This is a genomic window from Paenarthrobacter sp. CAP02 (genome assembly GCF_040137855.1).
In the GTDB taxonomy this organism is placed as follows: domain Bacteria; phylum Actinomycetota; class Actinomycetes; order Actinomycetales; family Micrococcaceae; genus Arthrobacter.
Genome location: NZ_JBEEII010000003.1, coordinates 128,606 through 150,938, shown reverse-complemented (window position 1 = coordinate 150,938; position 22,333 = coordinate 128,606). Strand labels below are relative to the sequence as shown.

The 22,333-nt window shown below is 63.5% G+C and carries 18 protein-coding genes; 4 read left to right on the top strand and 14 right to left on the bottom strand.

Going from position 1 to position 22,333, the window contains the following annotated elements; genetic code table 11:
• Window positions 1-24 precede the first annotated feature (24 nt).
• From ABHM97_RS06305 to ABHM97_RS06270, 8 genes are all read right to left on the bottom strand, one after another.
• Window positions 25-879 (bottom strand): shikimate dehydrogenase family protein, encoded by an 855-nt coding sequence (locus ABHM97_RS06305; protein WP_349469990.1) that lies wholly within the window; start codon window positions 877-879, stop codon window positions 25-27.
• Window positions 876-2,633, bottom strand: coding sequence for an endolytic transglycosylase MltG (gene mltG, locus ABHM97_RS06300; protein ID WP_349469988.1), 1,758 nt, complete (start codon window positions 2,631-2,633; stop codon window positions 876-878). Before mltG ends, ABHM97_RS06305 begins: the two co-directional genes overlap by 4 nt.
• Window positions 2,630-3,220, bottom strand: a complete 591-nt coding sequence (gene ruvX / locus ABHM97_RS06295) for a Holliday junction resolvase RuvX (RefSeq protein WP_257367993.1) — start codon at window positions 3,218-3,220, stop codon at window positions 2,630-2,632. Before ruvX ends, mltG begins: the two co-directional genes overlap by 4 nt.
• A 2-nt stretch (window positions 3,221-3,222) precedes the next feature.
• The gene (gene alaS / locus ABHM97_RS06290; RefSeq protein ID WP_349469987.1) at window positions 3,223-5,901 is read right to left on the bottom strand and encodes an alanine--tRNA ligase; all 2,679 of its coding nucleotides are present in this window, start codon (window positions 5,899-5,901) and stop codon (window positions 3,223-3,225) included.
• Window positions 5,902-6,015: 114 nt separating this feature from the next.
• Entirely contained in the window at window positions 6,016-6,246 is a 231-nt protein-coding gene (locus tag ABHM97_RS06285; RefSeq protein WP_349469986.1) for a hypothetical protein, read from the bottom strand.
• Window positions 6,247-6,263: 17 nt separating this feature from the next.
• Window positions 6,264-6,638: a DUF948 domain-containing protein gene (locus ABHM97_RS06280; protein WP_235520756.1), complete on the bottom strand. Its 375-nt coding sequence runs from the start codon at window positions 6,636-6,638 to the stop codon at window positions 6,264-6,266.
• Between the two features lie 157 nt (window positions 6,639-6,795).
• Entirely contained in the window at window positions 6,796-7,416 is a 621-nt protein-coding gene (rpsD, locus tag ABHM97_RS06275) for a 30S ribosomal protein S4 (RefSeq protein WP_142939071.1), read from the bottom strand.
• Between the two features lie 205 nt (window positions 7,417-7,621).
• On the bottom strand, window positions 7,622-9,058 hold the full coding sequence (locus tag ABHM97_RS06270) for a replication-associated recombination protein A (protein ID WP_235520758.1): 1,437 nt from the start codon (window positions 9,056-9,058) through the stop codon (window positions 7,622-7,624).
• 41 nt (window positions 9,059-9,099) lie between these two features.
• Here ABHM97_RS06270 and ABHM97_RS06265 point away from each other — a divergent pair, with 41 nt between their 5' ends.
• Window positions 9,100-9,717: a Vms1/Ankzf1 family peptidyl-tRNA hydrolase gene (locus ABHM97_RS06265; RefSeq protein ID WP_349469985.1), complete on the top strand. Its 618-nt coding sequence runs from the start codon at window positions 9,100-9,102 to the stop codon at window positions 9,715-9,717.
• On the opposite strand, the gene ABHM97_RS06260 is transcribed toward ABHM97_RS06265, so the two are convergent.
• From ABHM97_RS06260 to hisS, 3 genes are all read right to left on the bottom strand, one after another.
• Window positions 9,704-10,486 carry a GNAT family N-acetyltransferase gene (locus tag ABHM97_RS06260; RefSeq protein ID WP_349469984.1) on the bottom strand — a complete coding sequence of 261 codons (783 nt, stop codon included), beginning with the start codon at window positions 10,484-10,486 and terminating at the stop codon, window positions 9,704-9,706. The two genes, ABHM97_RS06265 and ABHM97_RS06260, sit on opposite strands and share 14 nt — an antisense overlap.
• A gap of 70 nt (window positions 10,487-10,556) precedes the next feature.
• Window positions 10,557-12,350 carry an aspartate--tRNA ligase gene (gene aspS, locus ABHM97_RS06255; protein WP_349469983.1) on the bottom strand — a complete coding sequence of 598 codons (1,794 nt, stop codon included), beginning with the start codon at window positions 12,348-12,350 and terminating at the stop codon, window positions 10,557-10,559.
• A gap of 111 nt (window positions 12,351-12,461) precedes the next feature.
• Window positions 12,462-13,802, bottom strand: coding sequence for a histidine--tRNA ligase (gene hisS, locus ABHM97_RS06250; protein ID WP_349469982.1), 1,341 nt, complete (start codon window positions 13,800-13,802; stop codon window positions 12,462-12,464).
• 205 nt (window positions 13,803-14,007) lie between these two features.
• Here hisS and ABHM97_RS06245 point away from each other — a divergent pair, with 205 nt between their 5' ends.
• From ABHM97_RS06245 to ABHM97_RS06235, 3 genes are all read left to right on the top strand, one after another.
• The gene (locus ABHM97_RS06245) at window positions 14,008-14,802 is read left to right on the top strand and encodes a peptidylprolyl isomerase (protein ID WP_235520768.1); all 795 of its coding nucleotides are present in this window, start codon (window positions 14,008-14,010) and stop codon (window positions 14,800-14,802) included.
• A 65-nt stretch (window positions 14,803-14,867) separates the two neighbouring features.
• Window positions 14,868-16,298, top strand: coding sequence for a DUF349 domain-containing protein (locus ABHM97_RS06240; protein ID WP_235520769.1), 1,431 nt, complete (start codon window positions 14,868-14,870; stop codon window positions 16,296-16,298).
• A 99-nt stretch (window positions 16,299-16,397) separates the two neighbouring features.
• Window positions 16,398-17,003, top strand: coding sequence for a hypothetical protein (locus ABHM97_RS06235; protein WP_257367985.1), 606 nt, complete (start codon window positions 16,398-16,400; stop codon window positions 17,001-17,003).
• Here the strand turns inward: ABHM97_RS06235 and ABHM97_RS06230 are convergent.
• The 3 genes from ABHM97_RS06230 to secD all read right to left on the bottom strand — a co-directional run bounded on the left by ABHM97_RS06230 (window position 17,000) and on the right by secD (window position 22,294).
• Window positions 17,000-19,390, bottom strand: coding sequence for a RelA/SpoT family protein (locus ABHM97_RS06230; RefSeq protein ID WP_284985774.1), 2,391 nt, complete (start codon window positions 19,388-19,390; stop codon window positions 17,000-17,002). The genes ABHM97_RS06235 and ABHM97_RS06230 overlap by 4 nt on opposite strands.
• Before the next feature lie 162 nt (window positions 19,391-19,552).
• Window positions 19,553-20,542 (bottom strand): protein translocase subunit SecF, encoded by a 990-nt coding sequence (gene secF, locus ABHM97_RS06225; RefSeq protein WP_349469980.1) that lies wholly within the window; start codon window positions 20,540-20,542, stop codon window positions 19,553-19,555.
• Entirely contained in the window at window positions 20,543-22,294 is a 1,752-nt protein-coding gene (secD, locus tag ABHM97_RS06220) for a protein translocase subunit SecD (RefSeq protein WP_235520775.1), read from the bottom strand.
• Window positions 22,295-22,333: the final 39 nt, after the last annotated feature.

Sequence of the window (22,333 nt, the reverse complement as noted above, 5' to 3'; positions counted from 1 at the left end):
AACCAATCCTGCCATGTAAGGCTTCTAGAACACCCGCCGGGGAAGCCCGACTGAGTCGCACATCACATCTATGACGGCGGCGTCCACGTCACAGCCGCTGAAGCGCCTGATCTGTTCCGCCGCCTGGTACATCAGCATCTCCAGCCCGGGAACCACCGCTCCCCCATGGCCGCGCCACACTTCGGCCAGGCGGCTCGGCCAGGGATCGTACGCGACATCCAGGAGCACACCGGCCCCGGTTCCGGGCAATGCCGCAAGCTCCTCAGCCAATGAGTCGGCCGCACGAGGCGGGAAGGTCGAGATCACCAGATCCGTTCCGGCAATGGCGGTGGCTGCTTGCGTCAGCGGCCGGACAGCAATCGACATTCCGACGGCGGCCGCAGCAGCTTCCGCTTCGCCGGCCCGTCCTGCGTCACGGACGAAAACGTCCACATGCCCGGCACCAAGTTCGCGGGCAGCGGCGACGGCCGCGGCGGAGGTGCCTCCACCACCGAGGATGGCGGCATGCGGAGTGGAGGCAACACCGGCGTACCGGACCGACTCGACAATCCCAGCGACGTCAGTGTTGTAACCCACACGACGCACCGTCCCGCCGTCGTTCTCGAAAGCCACGGTGTTGATGACGCCCAGTTGGGCGCCCGCCCCGCGGACTTCGTCAACTTCCTGGACCATGGCCGACTTCAGCGGCATGGTCACCGACAAACCGCACCATGATTCGTCGCCGACCAGCGATGCCATGAACTCCGGAAGGGCGGTAACCGTCACGTCAATGGCCGAGTAGTCAATGTCCACGCCGAGCTTGGCGTAGGCGGCGGTGTGCAGCGCTGGGGACTTCGAATGTGAAATCGGATGCCCCAGGACTGCTGCACGACGACTCACACACACCGTCCCGCGTTGGCCTGGCACCATGCGTTGTATTGCTCCACATAGGTCAAGTGCTCAGCCAGCGTCTTGGAGAACTTGGTCTCCTTGGTGTCCAGGTTGATCGTCACCCAGTACAGGTAGTCATTAGGGGTCGGTTTGGCCGCAGCGTCGATCGCAGTCTTTCCCGGTGACCCGATGGGACCCACAGGCAGCCCAACATTCGCGTACGTGTTGTACGGGTTGGACTTGTCGGCCTTCTCCTCTTCCGTGACATGGAAGGATTTCCTGCCCAACCCGTATGTCACCGTGGCATCGGACTGGATAAGCCCACTGGTTTCGACGTTGTTGGGTTTGAGCCTGTTGTAGATCGCGCCGGCCACGTTTCCGTAGTCCGCTTGGCCACCCTCGGCCTGCACGATACTCGCGATGGTCACGGTGTCGTACTGCTTGGCGGGATCGGTGATCCCCTGGGACTTCAGCTCGTCCAGGGTGGTGTTCACCAGCTTCTGGAGGATGTCCTTTCCAGAGGTCCCGAGATCGAACCGGTACTCCCCGGGAGCCAGGAAGCCCTCAAGGTTCTTGGCCTTGGCAGGCACGCCGAACTGCGCCGGCGATTGGTTCAAGGCGTTGAGTTGCTGCAAGGGAATGCCTGATCCCTTGGAAATGGCCTCCAGGGATTCAGTGATCCGCAGGCCCGCACTCAGCGCGAAATACATGACCTTTGAAGCGTCCTTATTGGCGAGGACGGCCACAGCATCGGAGTTCTTCATCTCCGTACGGAACGTGAACTCGCCCGGCGACAACTCGGCACCTTCGCTCATGAACTCCTTGACGAAGGAGTCGGCATCAGCGACGACCTTGTTCTGCACCAGGGTGTTGGCCACAATCTTCGGCCCGGAGCCTTCGGCCACCGTAATCTTCACCGATCCGGTACCGGGACCTGGATAGTCGGTGACCTTGTCCATCCCCAGCAAAGGCTTCAGGAACTGGGCTCCTATGGCAATCGCGGCGACGAACACGCCGAGCGTGATCAGGAGGGCAAGAACACGACGGCGGCGACGCGCCTTCTTCGCCGCAGCCTTGGAGCCCGGGGTTTCCACCGGGGCAAGAACGGGGGCAATGAGGTCGTGATGGTCCTCATGGTGGTCAACGTGGTGTTGGTCATCATGATGATCAGCGTGGACATCGAAAGCGTGGTCTGCGTACTCGTGGTGGTCAACGAGGAGCGCTGCATGCTCGGCGTGCTCCACGTCGCCTTCATGTTCGTGGTGCTGGGGTTCGTGATCTATGTGTGCAAGGTGCGCCTGCTCCGGATCTTCGTGCCCAGCTTCGTCGTGGTGTGCCCCTTCTTCCGTTTGCGGCACGTGGGCTTCAGCCTCTGGCCCGTCAACGGAGGCCACCGCGGCGGGAGCCGTCTCCGGCGCTGCGGGATGTGCTTCAGCTGCGGGATTTGCCTCAGATGCGGGGCGTGCTTCGGGGGCGGCCGGCGCAGCAGGCTCAGGCTGCACCAATGGAACGGGTGGCTTGGCAGCTTCCGGACGCGCGACCGGCACCGGTGGAGCAGCGGGGGCCGGAGGAACCGCGGGAACGGGTCGCGGCAGCTCGACGTCGGCAGGCGGGTCAGTTTCACCGGGCGTGGCTTCAGGAACGGGTACCACGTTGTGGTTCTGGGTGGCGAGGAATCGTTCCCGCGCGCGCAGCTCTTTGCGGGTCAGCGGCATGCCGCCGCCCGCAGCACCGGTGGAGGGGTCGTTGTTGACCGGGCTCACAGTTGCAGTCCCCTCGTAGAAGAATCGGGTTCACTGCCGGAGGCAGCCTGCAGCGTTGGGGCACTGCCGGGCTTTGTGGACTGCGCCGGTGCCTGCACTCGGCGACCAACGTCCGTTCCTCTGGCTTTTTGCATGTCGATTGCTTGCTGGAGTATCCCAGCAGCAGCAACCTGATCAACCACTTTACGGTGGTTCTTGCTGCTCATGCCAGCTTCGTGCAGGTTGCGGTGAGCCGTAACGGTGCTGAGACGCTCGTCAATCAGGGCCACAGGGATGTCCGAACCGGCGAGGAGAAGCTCGCCGGCCAGGAGTTCTGCGTAATCTGTGGCCATCTGCGCTGACGCGCGTTCCTCACCTTTCATGGTGCGGGGAAGGCCAACAAATATCTGCACTGCCGGCAACTCCAGGGCGTGCTTGACGATGACGCGGACGTCGGTGTTCTTCTTGGCGTTCCGGCTCACCGTTTTGAACGGGGTCGCCAGGATTCCGTCCGGATCGCAGATCGCCAAGCCCACCCTGACGGTGCCAACGTCTACCCCCAGCTTGATGCCCCGGGGGTAGACGCCATTGTTCGTACTCGCAGCCACCGTCAGCGCTTGGCTATCGCGTCCACCACCGCTGTGAGGGCCTCAGGGACCTTCCCAGCGTCGGTGCCGCCGCCTTGGGCGACGTCATCCTTGCCGCCGCCGCCACCGCCGAGGATGCCGGCAGCCGTGCGAACCAAGGCGCCGGCTTTTACGCCTGCCTCGCGGGCGGCCTCGTTCGTGGCAATCAGGATGACAGGACGGTCATTGCTGACACCTGCGACGGCCACTGTGGCAGCGTCGGAGCCCAAACGGTTACGCAGATCCAGGGCAAGGTTGCGCAGATCGTCCGCACCACCCACCTGGCCGGCGTCGTGGGCGATAACACGCACACCCGCTGCATCCTTTGCCGTGCCCACCAGGTTGGCCGCAGCTGCCGTGAGCTGCTCCTTGCGAAGCCGGTCAAGTTCCTTCTCCGTGGCCTTGAGCTTGCTCAGGGTGCTGGAGATACGGTCCGCGAGCTGCCCGGAAGGCACCTTCAGCAGTTCGGTGAGCTCGTTGACCAACGCACGCTCTGCTGCCAGGTGACGGAACGCGTCCAGGCCCACGAAGGCCTCGACACGGCGGTTTCCTGAACCAACCGACTGCTCTCCCAGCAACGAAAGGCTGCCGATCAGGGAGGTGTTGGACACGTGGGTACCACCGCACAGCTCACGGGACCACGCGCCGTCGATCTCCACGACGCGCACTTCGCTGCCATAGTTCTCGCCGAAGAGTGCCATGGCGCCCAGCGCCTTGGCCTCAGCAAGGCCCATCACCTTGGTATCCACGCGGAAGTTGTTCCGGATGGCGATGTTGGAGACTTCTTCGATTTCCGACCGCGTAGCCGTGCTCAGGCCTTCACCCCAGGCGAAGTCGAAGCGCAGGTAGCCTGCCTTGTTGTAGGAACCACGCTGGGTGGCTTCCGGGCCAAGAATCTGGTGCAGGGCGGCGTGCACGATGTGGGTGCCTGTGTGCGCCTGTTCGGCTGCGTGGCGGCGTTCACGGTCGACGGCGGCGCGCACCAACGCGTCGGAGCCAATCTCACCTTCGCGGACAATCGCCTTGTGCACGCTCAGGCCCTTGATCGGGCGCTGGACATCCAGGACCTCCACCACGAAGCCATCGCCGGTGATGAGGCCTGTATCAGCGGACTGTCCGCCGGCTTCTGCGTAGAACGGGGTCTCGTTGAGGACCAGCTCAATTTCGTCACCGGTGGACGCATGTGCCACCGCGCGTCCGCCGCTGACGATGCCGCGGACCTTTGCCTCGCCCTCGAGTTCGTCGTAACCGGTGAAGACGGTTTCGCCCTTGCCCAGGAGCTCCTGGTACGCGCTGAGGTCGGCGTGGCCGCCCTTCTTGCCCTTGGCATCTGCCTGGGCGCGCTGGCGCTGCTCGAGCATGAGCGCGCGGAAGCCTGCCTCGTCCACCTTGAGGCCGGCCTCTTCAGCCATTTCCAACGTCAGGTCGATCGGGAAACCGTAGGTGTCGTGGAGGGCGAAAGCATCGGCGCCCGAGAGTGGAACGCCAGCAGCCTTGGACTCAGCCACCGCATCTTCCAGGCGCGCAGTTCCGGATGCGATGGTGCGCAGGAACGCCTTCTCTTCGGCGTACGCGATGCGGCTGATCCGCGCGAAGTCCGTGTCAACGATGGGGTAGACGCCCTTCATGGCGTCGCGGGAGGCGGGCAGGAGGTCCGGCAGGCAGGCCTTCTCCACGCCCAGCAGGCGCATGGCGCGGACGGCGCGGCGGATCAGGCGGCGCAGCACGTAGCCGCGGCCCTCATTGGACGGAGCAACGCCATCAGCGATCAGCATCAAGGCCGAACGGATGTGATCGGCGACCACGCGCATACGGACGTCGTCCGTGTGGTGGGGATCCTCGGGAGTCTCAGCGGAGGTGTACTCGCGGCCGGACAACTCAGCGGCTTTATCGATGACGGGACGGACCTGGTCGGTCTCGTACATGTTCTCGACGCCCTGCAGGATCATTGCAAGACGTTCCATGCCCAGGCCGGTGTCGATGTTCTTGTTGGGCAGTTCGCCCACGATGTCGAAATCGACCTTGGAACGCACATTTTCGATCTGGTACTGCATGAACACCAGGTTCCAGATTTCGATGTATCGGGTTTCATCGGCCAGTGGGCCACCCTCAATCCCGTAGGCCGGTCCACGGTCGTAGTAGATCTCCGAGCACGGACCCGCCGGACCCGGCTGGCCGGTGTGCCAGTAATTGTCCGACTTCCCCATGCGCTGGATGCGCTCAGCCGGAATGCCGGTGTTCTTGAGCCAGAGTTCCTTGGCTTCGTCGTCCTCTTCGTAAACCGTCACCCACAGGCGCTCGGCAGGGAGTCCGTAGCCGCCGTCGTCGACGCTGCTGGTCAGCAGCTCGAACGCAAACTTGATGGCGTCTTCCTTGAAGTAGTCCCCAAAGGAAAAGTTGCCGCACATCTGGAAGAACGTGCCGTGGCGGGCGGTCTTTCCGACTTCCTCGATGTCACCGGTACGGATGCACTTCTGCACGCTCGTGGCGCGGCTGTAGGGCGGCTCCTCGCGGGCGGTCAGGTACGGAATGAAGGGAACCATCCCGGCCACAGTGAAGAGAAGCGACGGGTCGCTGGAAACGAGCGACGCGGAGGGAACGGCGGTGTGGCCCTTGCTGACAAAAAAGTCCACCCAGCGCTTGGTGATCTCCTGCGACTTCATTAGCTGATTACTTACCCTTCTCAATTCACTGCACACGATGTGCGCGGACCGGCTGGTGCCGTTCCGCAGCTTTCCATTCTGCCCTGTTGCGGGCGCGGGAGCGAACCGCTCCCGCTAGCGGCGGCCTGCCCCGTCGTCCTGGATTCCCAGCGCAGTCCGCAAATCCTCTTCGCGCTGGTGCATGCCGGTTCGGACCGCATCGGCAAAATCAAAGAGGCCGTCGGCCATGCGGCCTACGGCGCGGTTCAGCCCTTCCGGGCCGAGATTGGCCTGTGCCTGCGTGACTTTGCGGAACGCTATGACGCCGATGGCGACGCCGATACCCATCCAGACAATTCTTTTCATCGGTTTCTCCCGTTGATTCAGCGGCTACGGCGGCCGGAGGACGGTGTGCGGCGGCCAGCGAATGCTGAACGTACGCCGTAGCTGAATGCCGCCACCTTGATCAGCGGTGAGCCCACAGTGGCAGCAACCAGCGACGAAAGCGCCGAAATGTTGGCCGAGGCATCGGAGACATTGGAAGCTATCCCGTCAACTTTCTTGAGCTGCTGGTTGGTGGTGGTGACCGTGGCGGTCACTTCGTCCATCAGGGGCGTAGCGCCGTCGCTGATGAGCCGGATGGAGGTGCGGACTTCGTCAAAAACGCCGCCCAGCTTCAAGATGGGCACGGCCAACAGCAGGACGAGGAGCGCGAACACTCCCGCTGCGATGAGGCCGGCGATGTCGCCACCAGACATAGAACTCTTCTCCTAGGATCGTTGCGCTGCCCTGCACCCACCGGTTCCCGGCGCGGCCAAGGCCTCCCCCAGTACCTTACCTACAAAGGGCGGGCACCCGGGATACAAAGAAGCCCGCGGCGGCTGCCACGGGCTTCTTTGTATACGCTGCTTGGATTTAGCGTGCGTAGAATTCGACGACGAGCTGCTCTTCGCAGATCACGGGGACCTCGGAGCGCTTGGGACGGCGAACCAGGCGTGCCTGCAGGGCGTCGATCTTGACGTCCAGGTAAGCCGGAACGTTGTTCAGGACGTGTGCACCAGCAGCTGCCACCTGGAACGGGGGCATAACCTCGGAGCGGCTGTGAACGTGGATGAGCTGGCCTTCGCCAACGCGGAAGGACGGACGGTCCACGCGAACACCGTCAACCATGATGTGGCGGTGCACAACCAACTGGCGGGCCTGTGCGATGGTGCGGGCGAAGCCTGCACGGAGCACCAGGGCGTCCAGACGCATTTCGAGCAGCTCAACCAGGTTTTCACCGGTCAGGCCCTTGGTGCGGCGTGCTTCTTCGAAGGCACGGGTCATCTGGGCTTCGCGGATGCCGTACTGGGCGCGCAGGCGCTGCTTTTCGCGCAGACGTACGGCGTAGTCGGAGTCCTGCTTCTTGCGGGCACGGCCATGCTCACCGGGGCCGTACGGGCGGCGCTCCATGTACTTGGCGGCCTTGGGGGTCAGAGCAATGCCGAGTGCACGCGAAAGGCGTGCGGTACGGCGAGCACGAGTGTTGTTAGCCACTTGTGTCCTTCCAATTTACTGCGGTGTGTCAGTGTTACTGGCCTCCATCAGGGAGAGCATCGGCCAACCGCTGCCTCTTGCTACTAGCCCGGGCGCACAGCACTATGGAAGAAATCTTCAAAGGGATTGTGCGTCGGGCCATGCCAGACAAGGATCCATCCTACCACGCACGGCAGCAACGCCGGCCCCTGGCTGGTCCTGGCCGCTACTCACCACGCACGATCTTGCGGAGCCGCTCCAACCTCGCTGCGATATCGCGTTCGGCGCCGTTGTTGGTGGGCTCGTAATAGTCCTTTCCCACCAGGTCGTCGGGTGGGTATTGCTGCTGCGCGACGCCGTGGGGCTCGTCGTGCGCGTACTTATAGCTTTTTCCATGGCCCAATTGCTTGGCCCCGGGATAGTGCGCGTCCCGCAGATGCATGGGGATTCCACCGCCGTATCCGGCCCGGACATCGGCAACTGCCTTATTCAATCCCATGTACGCGGCATTGGACTTGGGCGCGGTGGCCAGGTGGACCACAGCTTCCGCGAGGACGATCCGACCTTCCGGCATTCCGATCAACTGGACGGCCTGCGCAGCAGCCACGGCTGTCTGCAGCGCCGTCGGATCTGCCATGCCAATGTCCTCGGCTGCTGAAATGACGATGCGGCGGGCCACGAACCTCGGGTCCTCGCCGGCCTCAAGCATGCGCGCCAGGTAATGCAGGGCGGCGTCGACGTCGGAGCCGCGGATGGATTTGATGAACGCGCTCGCTACGTCATAGTGCTGGTCTCCGGCCCGGTCATAGCGCACCGCGGCAGCGTCGAGGGCCCGCTCGGTGTGGCGCAGCTCCACCACCACTGGGTCCGCGGACTCGCCGTCGTCCTCGGCTGCGGAGTCACCGAATGCCACGCCGGCGGCAGCTTCCAAGGCCGTCAGGGCCCTTCTGGCGTCACCACCGGACAGGCGCACCAGGTGGTCCAAAGCCTCGTCACTGAGCGTCACCCGTTCAGCCAAGCCCCTGGCATCAACCACCGCCTTTTGCAGCAGTCCTGAAATGTCGTCGTCGGTCAGTGGCTTCAACGTCAGCAGGAGTGATCGGGAAAGCAGGGGCGACACCACCGAGAACGAAGGGTTTTCGGTAGTGGCGGCCACAAGCACCACCCAGCGGTTCTCGACGCCGGGCAGCAGCGCATCCTGTTGCGCCTTGTTGAAGCGATGGATCTCGTCAAGGAAGAGGACGGTGGTCTTCTTGTAGAGGTCCCGGGCGGTCAGGGCCTCGTCCATGACTCGCCGGACGTCTTTGACCCCGGCAGTGATGGCCGACAATTCCACGAACTTACGGCCCGGACCGCGGGCAATGACATGCGCGAGGGTTGTCTTTCCGGTTCCTGGTGGCCCCCAGAGGATCACTGAGCTGGGTCCGGCGGGGCCTGCCGCTTCGGCACCGGCGGCCAGCTGGCGAAGCGGTGAACCCTGGCCCAGCAAATGCTGCTGTCCCACGACGTCATCCAGGGTGCGGGGCCGCATCCGCACAGCCAGGGGGCTGCGCTGGGAAGCCATCCAGTGGGCGTCTGACGGCGCACTGAGGGAATGCGGCATGCCAGTCAGGTCATCCGACTCGTCGTCGTTGTCAGCACCGGCACCAAAGAGATCTTCCACATGGATAGGCTACTCATAGTTCCAGCAAAGGAGACATCGACGTGGGCCGCCCCGATTCCACACCGCTGCCGAAGCAGCAAGGAACCACCACCCGATTGGCGCTGGTACCGGCCCAGCGGCTCAGCGGATGGGTGGACAGGTTCGCTGCCGGTCATGGACCGTTGCAGGAAGAGATGGTCGACGACGGCCTGGTCCTGCAGGCGTCCGACGGCGCGATGGCCCTCCTGCGCGCCCCCTGGCCCGTGGACGGAAGGCCCGGGCGGGGTGCAAGCAGCATTGAAAGGCTCGCTTCCCTTGCCACCCAGGAGCGCGGCCTGGGCATCCTCCTGGTCCGCCGGGGCGGTTTCGCCGTCGCGGCGGCCAGCGGCCAGCGTGTCCTCGCTTCAAAAGGTGGCAAGCGCTACGCCGACGCCCGGACCACCGCCAGATACGCCGCAGAGGTCTTTGCCGGTCACCTGATCGAGTACATCGTTCCAGGTGGCGACAAGGGGCTGGTGGATCAGGTCCTCGCCCAACCATCCCTGGGGGCCGTGGCAGGGCGGACCCGGCTGGCCCTGCTGGACATCCAGGACCCCAAACAAGCGGTCCTCCAGAAAGCAGCCGCGGAGGCGTGCGCCATCAGGATTACCGTGACCAACCCGTCCCCTAGCAGCCGCTGAGGGCACGCCTGATGGGAGCCTGCCGGTAAAGGTAGCTGCCGTAGTTGGTGAAGCCCGCCTGTGCGTTGAGTGACTGCGCGCCCTGGTTGGCTGCGGTGACCAGCAGCCAGAAGCCCTGGAGTCCGCGCTCGGCACCGGAGTCCAACAGCGCCGCCAGCACCAGACTGCCGTAACCGCGCCTTCGGTGCGTGGCCGTCGTCGCCATGCCGTAGATACCGCCCCAGCCATCAGCCACGGCGAGGCGTCCGACGGCGGCTGGTACGCCGTCGTCGTCCCTTACCAACGCGTACAACGCCGGGCAGCCGAGCAGGATCCGGCGGGCGACCGCAAGTTCTGCTGCACCTCCGCGACCATCCACCGACCACCACACACTGAGCCATTCCTCGGTTGGTTCATCGCTGAGCTCGACGTTCCGGCTGGAAGCGGGCGCGTGCAGTCCTTCGAGGCCGCGCACCATGATCCGCGTTTCAGACTGCTTGGTGAAGCGCTGCGTGTCCAGCATGGTGTTAAGGGCGGCGCTGCGGGGGTCGTCGAAGACCTGGAAAATGAGCGGGAGGCGCCGCTGCCGGTACCACTCAGACGCGGAGCGGAGGGATGCAGCAAGGTCCGGGGCGTCGTCGGCAGAGTCAATGATGGTTCGCGGCCAGACGGAATTGGCCCTCTGCGTCACCCCTTCGGACGCACGCAGCACCCACTCCCCTGTATCTTCGCGTTCAACGGCAGGCCACGCCTTGTCCATGAGCGTTTCCAGGTGAGCTTGCTCGAGCATGCCTCGACGCCTTTCGTTAGCAGGAACACCAAAGGCCCTCCACCGCAGTGAAGGGCCTTCGTCCGTAGTGCTATTCGGACTTGTTTTCCGCCTTGGCGGCAGGCTTGGCCTCGGGCCGGAAATCGACGCCCGCTTCCTTGCGCTGCTGTGCCGTGATGGGGGCCGGTGCCGCGGTCAGGGGGTCGTACCCGTTGCCGGTCTTCGGGAAGGCAATGACGTCGCGGATGGACTCCACGCCGGCGAGCAGGGCCACAACGCGGTCCCAGCCCATGGCCATTCCGCCGTGCGGAGGTGCGCCGTACTTGAAGCCTTCGAGCAGGAAGCCGAACTTCGTTTCTGCTTCTTCCTTGTCCAGGCCCATGAGCTGGAACACGCGTTCCTGCACTTCACGGTCGTGGATACGGATGGACCCGCCACCGATCTCGTTGCCGTTGCAGACAATGTCATAGGCGTAGGACAGCGCCGATCCGGGATCCTTGTCGAAGGTGTCCAGGTACTCCGGCCGCGGCGAGGTGAAAGCGTGGTGCACAGCTGTCCACTGTCCGCCACCAACAGCGACGTCGCCGGAAGCCACAGCAGCTGCGGCAGGCTCGAACATGGGAGCGTCCACGATCCAGACAAACGCCCAGTCGTTGGGATCGATCAGGCCGGTGCGGTGCCCGATTTCGACGCGGGCAGCGCCGAGCAGGGCCCGGGCTGCGGACTTCTCACCGGCAGCAAAGAAGATGCAGTCGCCGGGCTTGGCGCCAACAGCGTCGGCCAGGCCTGCCCGCTCTTCCTCCGTGAGGTTCTTCGCAACCGGGCCGGCCAGTTCGCCGTCTTCCTTGAAGAGGACGTAGGCCAGGCCCTTGTGGCCACGCTGCTTGGCGAATTCCTGCCACCCGTCCAGAGTGCGGCGGGGCTGGGAAGCCCCGCCGGGCATGACTACTGCGCCCACGTACGGCGCCTTGAAGACGCCGAAGTTGGTGTCCTTGAAGAACTCGGTGAGCTCCGTCAACTCCACGCCGAAACGCAGGTCCGGCTTGTCCGAGCCGTACCTGGCCATGGCGTCCAGGTACGTCATGCGGCGGATCGGGGTGGGGATTTCGACGTCGATCAGCTGCCAGAGCGCCTTGACGATTGCCTCGCCCAGCTCAATGATGTCGTCCTGGTCCACGAAGCTGGCTTCGATGTCCAGCTGGGTGAACTCCGGCTGGCGGTCGGCGCGGAAGTCCTCGTCGCGGTAGCAACGGGCAATCTGGTAGTACTTCTCAAAACCGCCCACCTGGAGCAACTGCTTGAAAAGCTGCGGCGACTGCGGCAGCGCGTACCAGGAACCCGGGGCCAGACGCGCCGGTACGACGAAGTCGCGGGCGCCTTCCGGCGTCGAACGCGTCAACGTGGGGGTTTCGATCTCCACATAGCCACGCTGGTGCAGCAGATCGCGCGCTACCCGGTTCGCCTCGGAGCGGAGGCGTAGGTTGCGTGCGGGGCCGGGACGGCGAAGGTCCAGGTAGCGGTGCTTGAGCCGGGCTTCCTCGCCGACCTCCACATGCTCGTCAATCTGGAACGGCAGGGCATCGGAGGTGTTGAGGATAACAACCTTCTCCGCGATGACCTCGATTTCGCCGGTCGCCAGGGCCGGGTTTTCGTTGCCTTCAGGACGCTTGTTGACCGTACCGGTCACCTGCAGCACGTACTCGTTCCGCAGGCCGTGGAAGACCTCTTCCTCACGGACAACCACCTGGGCGACACCGGACGCATCACGCAGGTCAACGAATGCAACGCCACCGTGATCACGGCGGCGGCCCACCCAGCCGGCCAGGGTAACGGTTTGTCCAATGTGCTCGGAGCGAAGCGATCCGAGGTCATGTGTGCGCAGCACAGCATTCCTTTCAGCATGAAATTTAACGGGACCGCTGCAAAGCGGTCCCGTCCGAGTTTACCCGCCCCGGCCGCGCCTCCCGCCACAGGCGGGACAAGCTCTGTGTGCGTATCAGGCGGTTGTGGTGACCCGTACGTGCAGGTCCTCTTCCGACGGCGTCCAGGTGGACGGGTCGGCATCAACCTGTTCACCGGAACGAATGTCCTTGACCTGGTGCTTGCCGTCGTCGTCGGTGAACCACACGAAAGGAATGCCCCGGCGGTCGGCGAACTTGATCTGCTTGCCGAACTTCTCGGCTTTGGCGGCGACTTCCGTGGCGATCCCCCGGCCCCGCAGTTGCGCTGCGATGTCCTGGGCGGCGGCCCAGCTGTCGTCAGTGTTCAAGGCCACGAGAACTGCTGTGGGTACCGAACGCGAGGCCGTTGCCAGTTCCTGGCTGAGGATGCGGGAAACCAGGCGCGTCACGCCGATGGAAAGCCCGACGCCGGGGAACTTGCGGTTGCCTTTGCTGGCCAGGGCGTCGTACCGGCCGCCCGAACAGATGGAACCGAGCTGCTCATGGCCAACCAGCACCGTTTCGACGACAGTTCCGGTGTAGTAATCCAGGCCGCGGGCGATGCTAAGGTCCGCCACTACCTTGCCCGGGGCGCGCTGGACTGCTGCCTGGATGACCTGCTCCAGCTCGTTGAGGCCTTCCTCCAGGAGATCATCGGTGATGCCCAGGGCGCGCACCTGCTCCACAAACGAGGTGTCTTCGGTCCGGATACTTGCCAGTTTCAGGGCAAGGCCGGCCTGTTCGTCCGTCGCCCCCAGCTCAGTCTTCAGGAGCTCGGCAACCTTCGCGGCCCCGATCTTTTCCAGCTTGTCGATGCTGCGCAAGACCCCGGCAGTGTCTGTGAGGCCAATGCCGCGATAGAAGCCTTCGGCAAGTTTCCTGTTGTTGATCCGCAGCCGGAAATCCGGAATGGGCAGCGCACTCAGGGCCTCCGCGATCACCAGGGCAATTTCGACGTCGTAACGGAATGGCAGCTCGCCGTCTCCCACGACGTCGATGTCGGCCTGGGTGAACTCACGGGCCCGGCCTTCCTGCGGACGCTCGCCACGCCAGACCTTCTGGATCTGGTAGCGCCGGAAAGGAAACGCCAGGTAGCCTGCGTTTTCAACAACGTAGCGGGCGAACGGCACAGTGAGGTCGAAGTGCAGGGCCAGGGCGTTGGGATCCGTCTTAGCGGCGTCACCGTCGTCGTCCTGAAGCCGGCTGAGGCCGTAGACCTCCTTGTCGATCTCGCCTTTGCGAAGCAACTGGCCGACTGTTTCGACGGCCCGGGTTTCAATCGACGAGAAGCCGTGCAGTTCAAACGTCTTCCGCAGCGTATCGAGCACGTGGAGCTCCACCAACCGCTCCTGGGGAAGCCACTCGGGGAATCCGGACAGGGAGGCGCTACGTGCCATGGAATGTGTCTCCTCAGAAAGCTGACGCTGGCAACAGCACCGCAGCTTTAAACATCCAATCGGCGTTTATAAGGCGGGCGTCCAGCCGGTCATGCATAAACTATGTGCGGCAGCCAGTTTATGCTTTCCGCGCGTGCACATCTAATGCAGCATGCCCGCAGACTGCCCGGCAGCCATCGGAAGCGGGACACAATCAGGAGGACTCTTGGCTACAAGGTCGCGGGATGACCGCGAAGCGAAACGTCGCATCAGGCAGATGGAAGCCAAGCGTGCCCTGCGGCAGGAACAGGGCAAGCGACGCAAACGCGACAACACCATCGCCATCAGCGCCGGTGCGGCAGCCGTGGTCCTGGCTGTCGTGATGCAGCTGACTGTCTTCAGTTCCAATCCCACCGAGGCCGAGTTCGCCGCCGCCGAAGCCGGCCTGAGCTCTCCGTCCGCTTCGCCGTCGGCTTCCAACAGCGCCGACATCCCCAGCCCGGACACCGCTGCCGGCAAGACCTTCACCGGTGACTTGGCTTTGAACGGTGGCACGCTGGGCGTTGAGCTGAACGGTACCGCCGCACCGCAGGCAGCAGCGGTATTGAAATCACTGGCGGACGCAGGCTATTACAACGGGGCAAACTGCCACCGGCTTACGACGGCGGAAACCTTCGGCCTCCTGCAATGCGGCGCGAAGACCGCCGACGGCTCGGACGACGCCAACTACCGTTGGGGCCCACTGGAAAACACTCCCACGGACAACAAATACCCCGCCGGAACCATTGCTGTTGCCCGCACCGGCAACAACGCCTACGGCAATGGCCACCAGTTCTTCATTGTCTATAAGGACACCACCATTCCTGCCGACACAGCCGGCGGCTACACCGTGGTGGGCAAGGTAACCAGCGGCCTGGACGTTGTTACGAAGATCGCTGCAGCCGGTCTCAAAGCCGGTGCAAACAGCGGCGACGGCGCCCCTGTGGCACCTGTCACGATAGACTCGTTCTCTCTGAAGTAACCAACTCCTGGCCCCGGGCCGGGGTGCATTACCCAGCAGTCCCTCCAAGCGAAAGACTTTTAGCGGTGACAGACAGTCAGAAACCCGACGAAACAGCAGTAGTGGCCAACGAAGAAGCTGCCGGACAAGCGCCAGCCGCGCCCCGGCCGACGCCTTCCGCAGCCCCGTCTCCCGCGGCTTTCGCGGCCCGCCCCAAGGCTCCGGCCGCCGTCGTCCCTGCCGCTCCGGCTGTTTCATCGGCGTCGCTTGCTGAGGCAGCGAAGTGGGGCCGCGCAGAAGGGGACGGCCATGTGTTCCTGACACTGGACGGCGAAGAAATCGCTGTCGGCCAGTACCCCGGCGTCAGCCCCGACGAAGCACTGGGCTACTTCGCCCGGAAATTCGACGACATCATCGCCCAGGTGGTCCTGCTCGAACACCGCGTGGAGTCCAAGGCCCCTGCCACGGACATGCAGAAGACTGTGACGCACCTCCGCGAACAGCTCGCTGAGCGCAACATGGTGGGCGATATCCGCTCGGCAGAAAGCCGCCTTGACACTTTGTCGGCCCAGATCGTTGAGCTCGAAAAGACTGAGAAGGCTGCCCACGAGGCCGTACGGGCCAGCGAACTCGCTGCACGTGAGGCCATTGTTGCCGAGGCTGAGTCCATTGCCGGCCAGGATCCGGCCCACATTCAGTGGAAGACCTCCAGCGCACGCATGAACGAACTGTTCGAAACCTGGAAAGCAGCACAGAAGAGCGGCGTCCGCCTGGGCCGCAGCAACGAGGACGCCCTCTGGAAGCGGTTCCGTTCCGCCCGCACCGTCTTTGATCGCCATCGCCGGGCCTACTTCTCCCAGCTGGACAGCAACAACTCTGCTGCCAAGTCAGCCAAGGAAGCCCTGATCGCCGAGGCTGAGGCACTCTCCTCCTCCACTGACTGGGGCTATGCCGCCGGGGAATACCGCAGGCTCATGGACCAGTGGAAGGCCACGCCGCGTGCGAGCCGCAAGGATGACGACGCCCTGTGGGGCCGCTTCCGTGCAGCGCAGGACGTGTTCTTCAGCAACCGCCAGGCAGCCAATGACCAGATCGACCAGGAATACACCGCGAACCTGGCCGTGAAGGAACAGCTGATCGCCGAGGCACAGGCTCTCCTTCCGATCAACGACCTCAACTCCGCCAAGAAGGCCCTCCAGTCCATCCGGGACCGTTGGGAAGACGCCGGCAAGGTTCCCCGCGCCGACATGGGTCGCATCGAGGCAGGTCTTCGCAAGGTCGAAGACGCTGTTCGTGAGGCTGAGGAAGAGAAGTGGCGTCGGAGCAATCCGGAAACCAAGGCACGCACCAACAGTGCGTTGTCCCAGCTCGAAGCCGCCATCGCTGGCCTCAAGGAAGACTTGGAGAAAGCCGAAAAGGCAGGCGATCAGCGACGCATCAAGGCGGCCCGCGAAGCCCTGGAAGCCCGCCAGGCCTGGCTTGACCAGATCCAGCGCTCGGCCAGCGACCTCGCTTAGCACCACCTGACGTTCCCGTCCTGCAGGCTCCGTTCCGGTTATCCACATAGCCGGGGCGGAGCCTGTACTCGTTGGGTGGCCGCACGGAATGATCGGTGGATGGTCCCCGTTGCAACTGCCCCACACTTAGTGGAGCCGGTACTGTCCGAGCTCTACTCCCCCAGCCGCCTTTTTACCTGGAATGAATTGCAGGGCATGGCCATCGACGGCATCCTCCTGCCGCTTTACGGGAAGAGTTATGCCTCGCCAGGCGTGGCTGTCACTTACCGCCTGCGGGCCCGTGCTGCGGCCATGACAGTGCCGGAGCGGATCCGAACCAAAGTGGTGGCCGGAAGGCTGACCGCGGCATGGATCTACGGCTGCGCGAAGCCCCCTGAACGCCTGTCCCTCCTTGTCGATGCGAAGCACCGGATATCCAGCCTGCGGGGAGCTGCTGCCTGCAGTCTCCACGAAGTCAGGCTGGGACAGCTGGATGTGGTGAGCATGGGCGGGATGCTGGTCAGCAGCCCGCTGCGCACGGCAGCCGATATCGCCCTGCACGTGGAAACAGAACGTGCGCTGCCCGCATTGAAGCGCCTCCTGAGCCGGGACGAGCTCGGCATCAGGCTGCGCCTGCTCATCCTGGCCGTCGAGGCCGCGCCCAGGGTGCCCCACAAGAAGCGGGCACTGGCCACCCTGGCACTGCTCGATAATGGACCGGGTTAGCTGCGGCGCCGGTTCCCCGTAGTGCGGTAAACGTCGAAGACACCGTCGATGCGACGCACGGCGTTTAAGACATGGTGCAGGTATTTGGGGTCGCCCATCTCGAAAGCGAACTTCGAGATAGCCACCCGGTCGCTGGACGTGTGTACGGATGCGGCCAGGATGTTGACGTGGTTCTCGGACAAGATCCTCGTAACATCCGAGAGCAACGATTTGCGGTCCAACGCTTCCACCTGGATCTCCACAAGGAAGACGCTGGACTGGGTGGGGGCCCACTCCACTTCCACAATCCTGTCCGGCTGGTCACGGAGCCCCGAAACGTTGGTGCAGTCCGTCCTGTGCACAGAGACACCGGAACCACGGGTAACAAAGCCCAGAATCGGATCCGGGGGCACAGGGGTACAGCAGCGGGCCAGTTTGACCCACACGTCCCCGACACCACGGACGATGACGCCGGAGTCGGAGAACTTGGACTTTGCAACCTGGGTGGGGATGCTGACTTCTTCAAGATCTTCGTCCGGGGTCTCCTGGCCGCCAAGGTGCTCAACAAGCTTTTCCATGACGGACTGTGCCGACGTGTGTCCATCGCCGACTCCCGCATACAGCCCCGAGATGTCGACGTAGTGGAACGCCTCCGCCACGGCCGACAAAGCATCGTGCGTCATGAGCCGCTGCAAGGGAAGGTTCTGCTTCCGCATGGCCCTTGTCAGCATGTCCTTGCCGCGGTCGATCGCCTCTTCGCGGCGTTCCTTAGTGAACCATTGGCGGATCTTGTTCCGCGCACGTGCCGACTTGACGAAGTGCTGCCAGTCCTGGCTCGGCCCGGCCCCTTCGGCCTTCGAAGTGAAAATCTCCACCCAGTCGCCGTGGTTGAGTTCGCTGTTCAGTGGAACGAGCTTGCCGTTGACGCGTGCACCGATGGTGCGATGGCCCACCTCGGTGTGTACCGCATAAGCGAAGTCAACGGGAGTGGAACCGGCGGGCAGGGCCATGACCTCACCCTTGGGGGTGAAGACGAAGACTTCCCGGGCGTTGATTTCATATCTCAGGGAATCCAGGAACTCGCCGGGATCGGAAGTTTCCTGCTGCCAGTCCACCAGGGACCGAAGCCATCCCATGTCCCCGTCCCGCGGGCTGCCAGGACCTTGGGCTGTACGGTTGGGCTGGTCTTTGTACTTCCAGTGGGCTGCTACACCGTATTCGGCCCGACGATGCATTTCATGCGTGCGGATCTGGATTTCGACCGGCTTACCGCCTGGACCGATCACCGTGGTGTGCAGCGACTGGTACATGTTGAACTTGGGCATCGCGATGTAATCCTTGAACCGGCCCGGCAGGGGGTTCCACCGCGAATGGAGCGTTCCCAGTGCGGCATAACAATCCCGCACGGAATCGACCAGGACACGCACGCCCATGAGGTCGTTGATGTCGTCGAAATCCTTATCCCTGACGATCATCTTCTGGTAAATCGAGTAGTAGTGCTTCGGCCTGCCGGTGATGGTGGCCTTGATGCGCGAGGTCCGCAGATCGTCGGCGATCTGGTTGCGGATGACGCTGAGGCTCTTTTCACGCTCCGGCGTGCGGTCTCCCACCATGCGGACGATTTCCTCGTACACCTTGGGATACAGCGCCGCGAAGGACAGGTCCTCAAGTTCCCACTTGATGGTGTTCATGCCCAGGCGATGGGCAAGCGGAGCAAAGATTTCCAGGGTTTCGCGGGCCTTGCGCGAGGACGACTCCGCAGAGACGAAGCGCCACGTTCGCGCATTGTGCAGGCGGTCCGCCAGTTTGATCATGAGGACACGGATGTCCTTGGCCATGGCCACGACCATCTTGCGGACGGTCTCGGATTGGGCAGCCTCGCCGAAGCTGACCTTGTCCAGCTTGGTCACGCCGTCCACCAACATGGCGACCTCGGGGCCGAAGTCGCGGGTGAGGTCGTTGAGGGTGTAGGGAGTGTCCTCCACGGTGTCGTGGAGCAATGCCGCCGCGAGGGTGGTCCCCGTCATGCCGAGCTCAGCCAGAATAGTGGCCACCGCAACCGGGTGGGTGATGTACGGGTCACCACTCTTGCGCTTCTGGCCTTGGTGGCTCCGCTCCGCTACGGCGAACGCCCGTTGGATCAGGTCGAAGTCCTCTTTGGGGTTATTGGCGCGAACGGTGCGCAGCAGCGGTTCCAGGATTGGCGAGTAGGGGGCGACACCCCGGCCTGTGAGGCGGGCGAGCCTGGAACGTGTACGTTCCCTCCTGCCGGGGAAAGTCGGGCGCACGCCGCTGTCGATCGGTACCGCACCTGCGGTCCGTTCGGCCACGCCTGTTGTTGGGACGGCCACAGCTTTACGGCCATCTTCCCCGCCCGCCGGTGGTGCCGACGTCGCACGTTCTTCCACAGAAGCACCCCTCACAACCTATTTAATTCTCCCAGTCTATTCCCGTCAGCGAATGCTTCTGCAACCGGACAGCACATGACGAGGACGTGGACAAGTCAAAGAGCCGGCCTCCGCAATGCTGCGGAGGCCGGCTCCCTGGTGAAACTGTACTTTGGGGTGGACCTAGACGGTTGCCTCGGCCCTGCGGTGCGATACCTTCTTGGCTTGCTTGACGAGCTCCGGTTCGCCTTGGCGCAGCCAGGCGTACAGGGGCGCGGCGATGAAGATCGTTGCCGCTGTGCCAATGAGGATGCCCACGAACAGTGCCAAGGAGAGGTCCCGCAACGTACCGGCACCCAACAGCCCGGCCCCGATGAAGAGGATGGCTGCCACGGGCAAGACTGCCACCATCATGGTGTTGATGGAGCGAACCAGGGTTTGGTTGACTGCGAGGTTGACCTCTTCAGCGAAGGTACGACGCGTCGACGTCGTGATATCGGACGTATTTTCGCGGATCTTGTCGAACACCACCACGGTGTCGTAGAGCGAGTAGCTGAGGACCGTGAGGAAGCCGATGATGGCCGACGGCGTCACTTCGAAATCGCTCAAAGCGTAGACGCCCGCTGTGGTGAACATGGTGACGAGCATGCCCACCAGTGCCGACAGCGACATTTTCCATGTACGGAAATACAGCGCCATCAGGATCGCGGCCAGCCCAACGAAGACCACCAGGCCGATGAGCGCCTGGCGCGTGACGTCCTGTCCCCAAGTGGGGCCCACGAAGTTGGACGTCACCTCGTTCTCGGTGACCCCGTACGCACTGGTCAACGCGTCCTTGATGCGGTTGGTTTGGTCGTCACTGAGCTGATCCGTCTGGATCCGCATGGTGTTGCCGGCCACGTTCGCGACACGCGGGATGGCGTCGGGCACCACCTCGTGGACTGCCTTCTCGCCGAGCCCGGCGTCGGTGTTGGCCACGTTCGAAACGGTGAACTCGGAGCCACCGCGGAATTCGATGCCGAGGTTGAATCCGCCCTTGACCACAGGGATCAGGATGGACAGAGCCACGGCTACGGCCGCAATGGTGAACCAGATCTTCTTGGAATTGACGAAGTTGTACGAACGCTTGCCCGTGTAGAGCTCATGGCCGAAGGTTGCGAAGCTCGTTGTCATTTACTTCTCCTCCTTGGTCGCCTTGGAGGAGCCGGCGAACTGGCTCTTCTCGGCGAGGCGCCGTTCGGCGATGGTCATGCGGCGTTCTGCTTCGGCTGCTGCACCGGTGTTGCGCGCACGTACCGGCGTCGGCTTTTGATCCGGGGTGCGGAGCCTGCCGGCGCCGCGGTACAGCGGAACAGCGCCCAGACGGTCGGGCGACAGTCCGGAGAAACGGTGTCCTTCGCCGAAGAACCGGGTGCGTGCCAGGACCTGGAGCATGGGGTGCGTGAACATGAACACCACCAGGAGGTCGGCCAGGGCTGTGAGGCCGAGGGTGAAGGCGAAGCCGCGGACGTTGCCCACAGCCACGAAGTAGAGAACCAGGGCAGCGAGGAGGTTGACTGCCTTTGAGGCCAGAACGGTGCGCTTGGCACGCTTCCAACCATTTTCGACGGCGGACACGAGTCCACGGCCGTCGCGGAGCTCATCGCGGATACGTTCGAAGTAAACGATGAAGGAGTCCGCGGTCTGGCCGATGGCAACGATCAAACCCGCAACGCCGGCCAAGGAAAGCCGGTAGTTTTCGGTCCAGCCGAGAATGGCAATGGCGAGGTACGTCAAGGCACCGGCAACCACCAGTGATGCGATGGTCACAAAGCCGAGTGCCCGGTATTGGAAGAGCGAATAGACCACAACGAGCAGCAGGCCGATCACACCGGCCAGCAGGCCCAGGCGAAGCTGGTCGCCACCGAGCGTCGCGGAAATTTGCTCCTGTGACTGGATTTCGAAGCTGATGGGCAACGCGCCATACCGGAGCTGGTCGGACAACGCCTTGGCTGATGCCTGGGTGAAGTTGCCCGTGATCTGCGGCTTACCGTCCGTGATGACGGCAAGGGAGCGAGGCGCGGAGATGACCTTGTCGTCAAGGACAATCGCGAACTGCGATTTGGGATCATCCGTACCCTGGGCCTGCGCGGCAGCGTAGAACTGGTTAAGGCGTTCGGTGACTGCCTTGAACTTCGCGGTAGCATCCGCGTTGAAGACGATGTTCACGCCCCAGGAGTTGGTGACAGAACCCTGTGCACCCTGGACCTGGGAGTAGGTCGAGTCGCTGATGTCCTGGCCCTTGACCTCCACCGGTCCAAGGATGTACTTGACCGCGGGAGTCTTGTCCGTGGCGGCCTCGCAGGTGACCAGCGGCTTGGCCGGGTCTGAGCGCTCACGCTTCTCCGTGGACGGATTCACGCAGTCCAGTGCTTCAAATTCCTTGACGACATCGGCAGTGACCCAGTTGATGTCGCTTGCGTTGGCCGGCGCCGCAGTGGGCTTGGGCAGCTGGGCATCAGGGGTACGGGATTCGGCTGGAACGGCAGCCGGGTCTCCCGCAGCGATGACCGGGCGGAAGTTCATGTCGGCAGATGCCTGGATGAGGTCGCGGGTTTCCTTGGAGGGGGTTCCCGGAAGGCTCACTACCACGTTGCGCCCGGACTGGGTGCTGATTTCCGCTTCGGCTACACCTGAGCCGTCAACGCGCTGCCTGATGATGGCAACGGCCTGATTCAGCTGTTCCTCGTTGATTTCGCCAGAACCCTCAACCCTGGGAGCCAGGATCATCTGGGTTCCGCCTTCGAGGTCCAAAGCAAGCTTCGGAGCCCAGCTGGCATGGCCAGTCAGCACTCCGCCACCCAGGACAGCGGTCAGTACAACAAATATTGCGCCTAGCCATGTCAGCACCCTGCGGGCTGAGTTTTTGGGGCCGGTCCTTGCCATTATCGATCTTCCTCTTATCGCCGGACAGCCGCCGGCGGA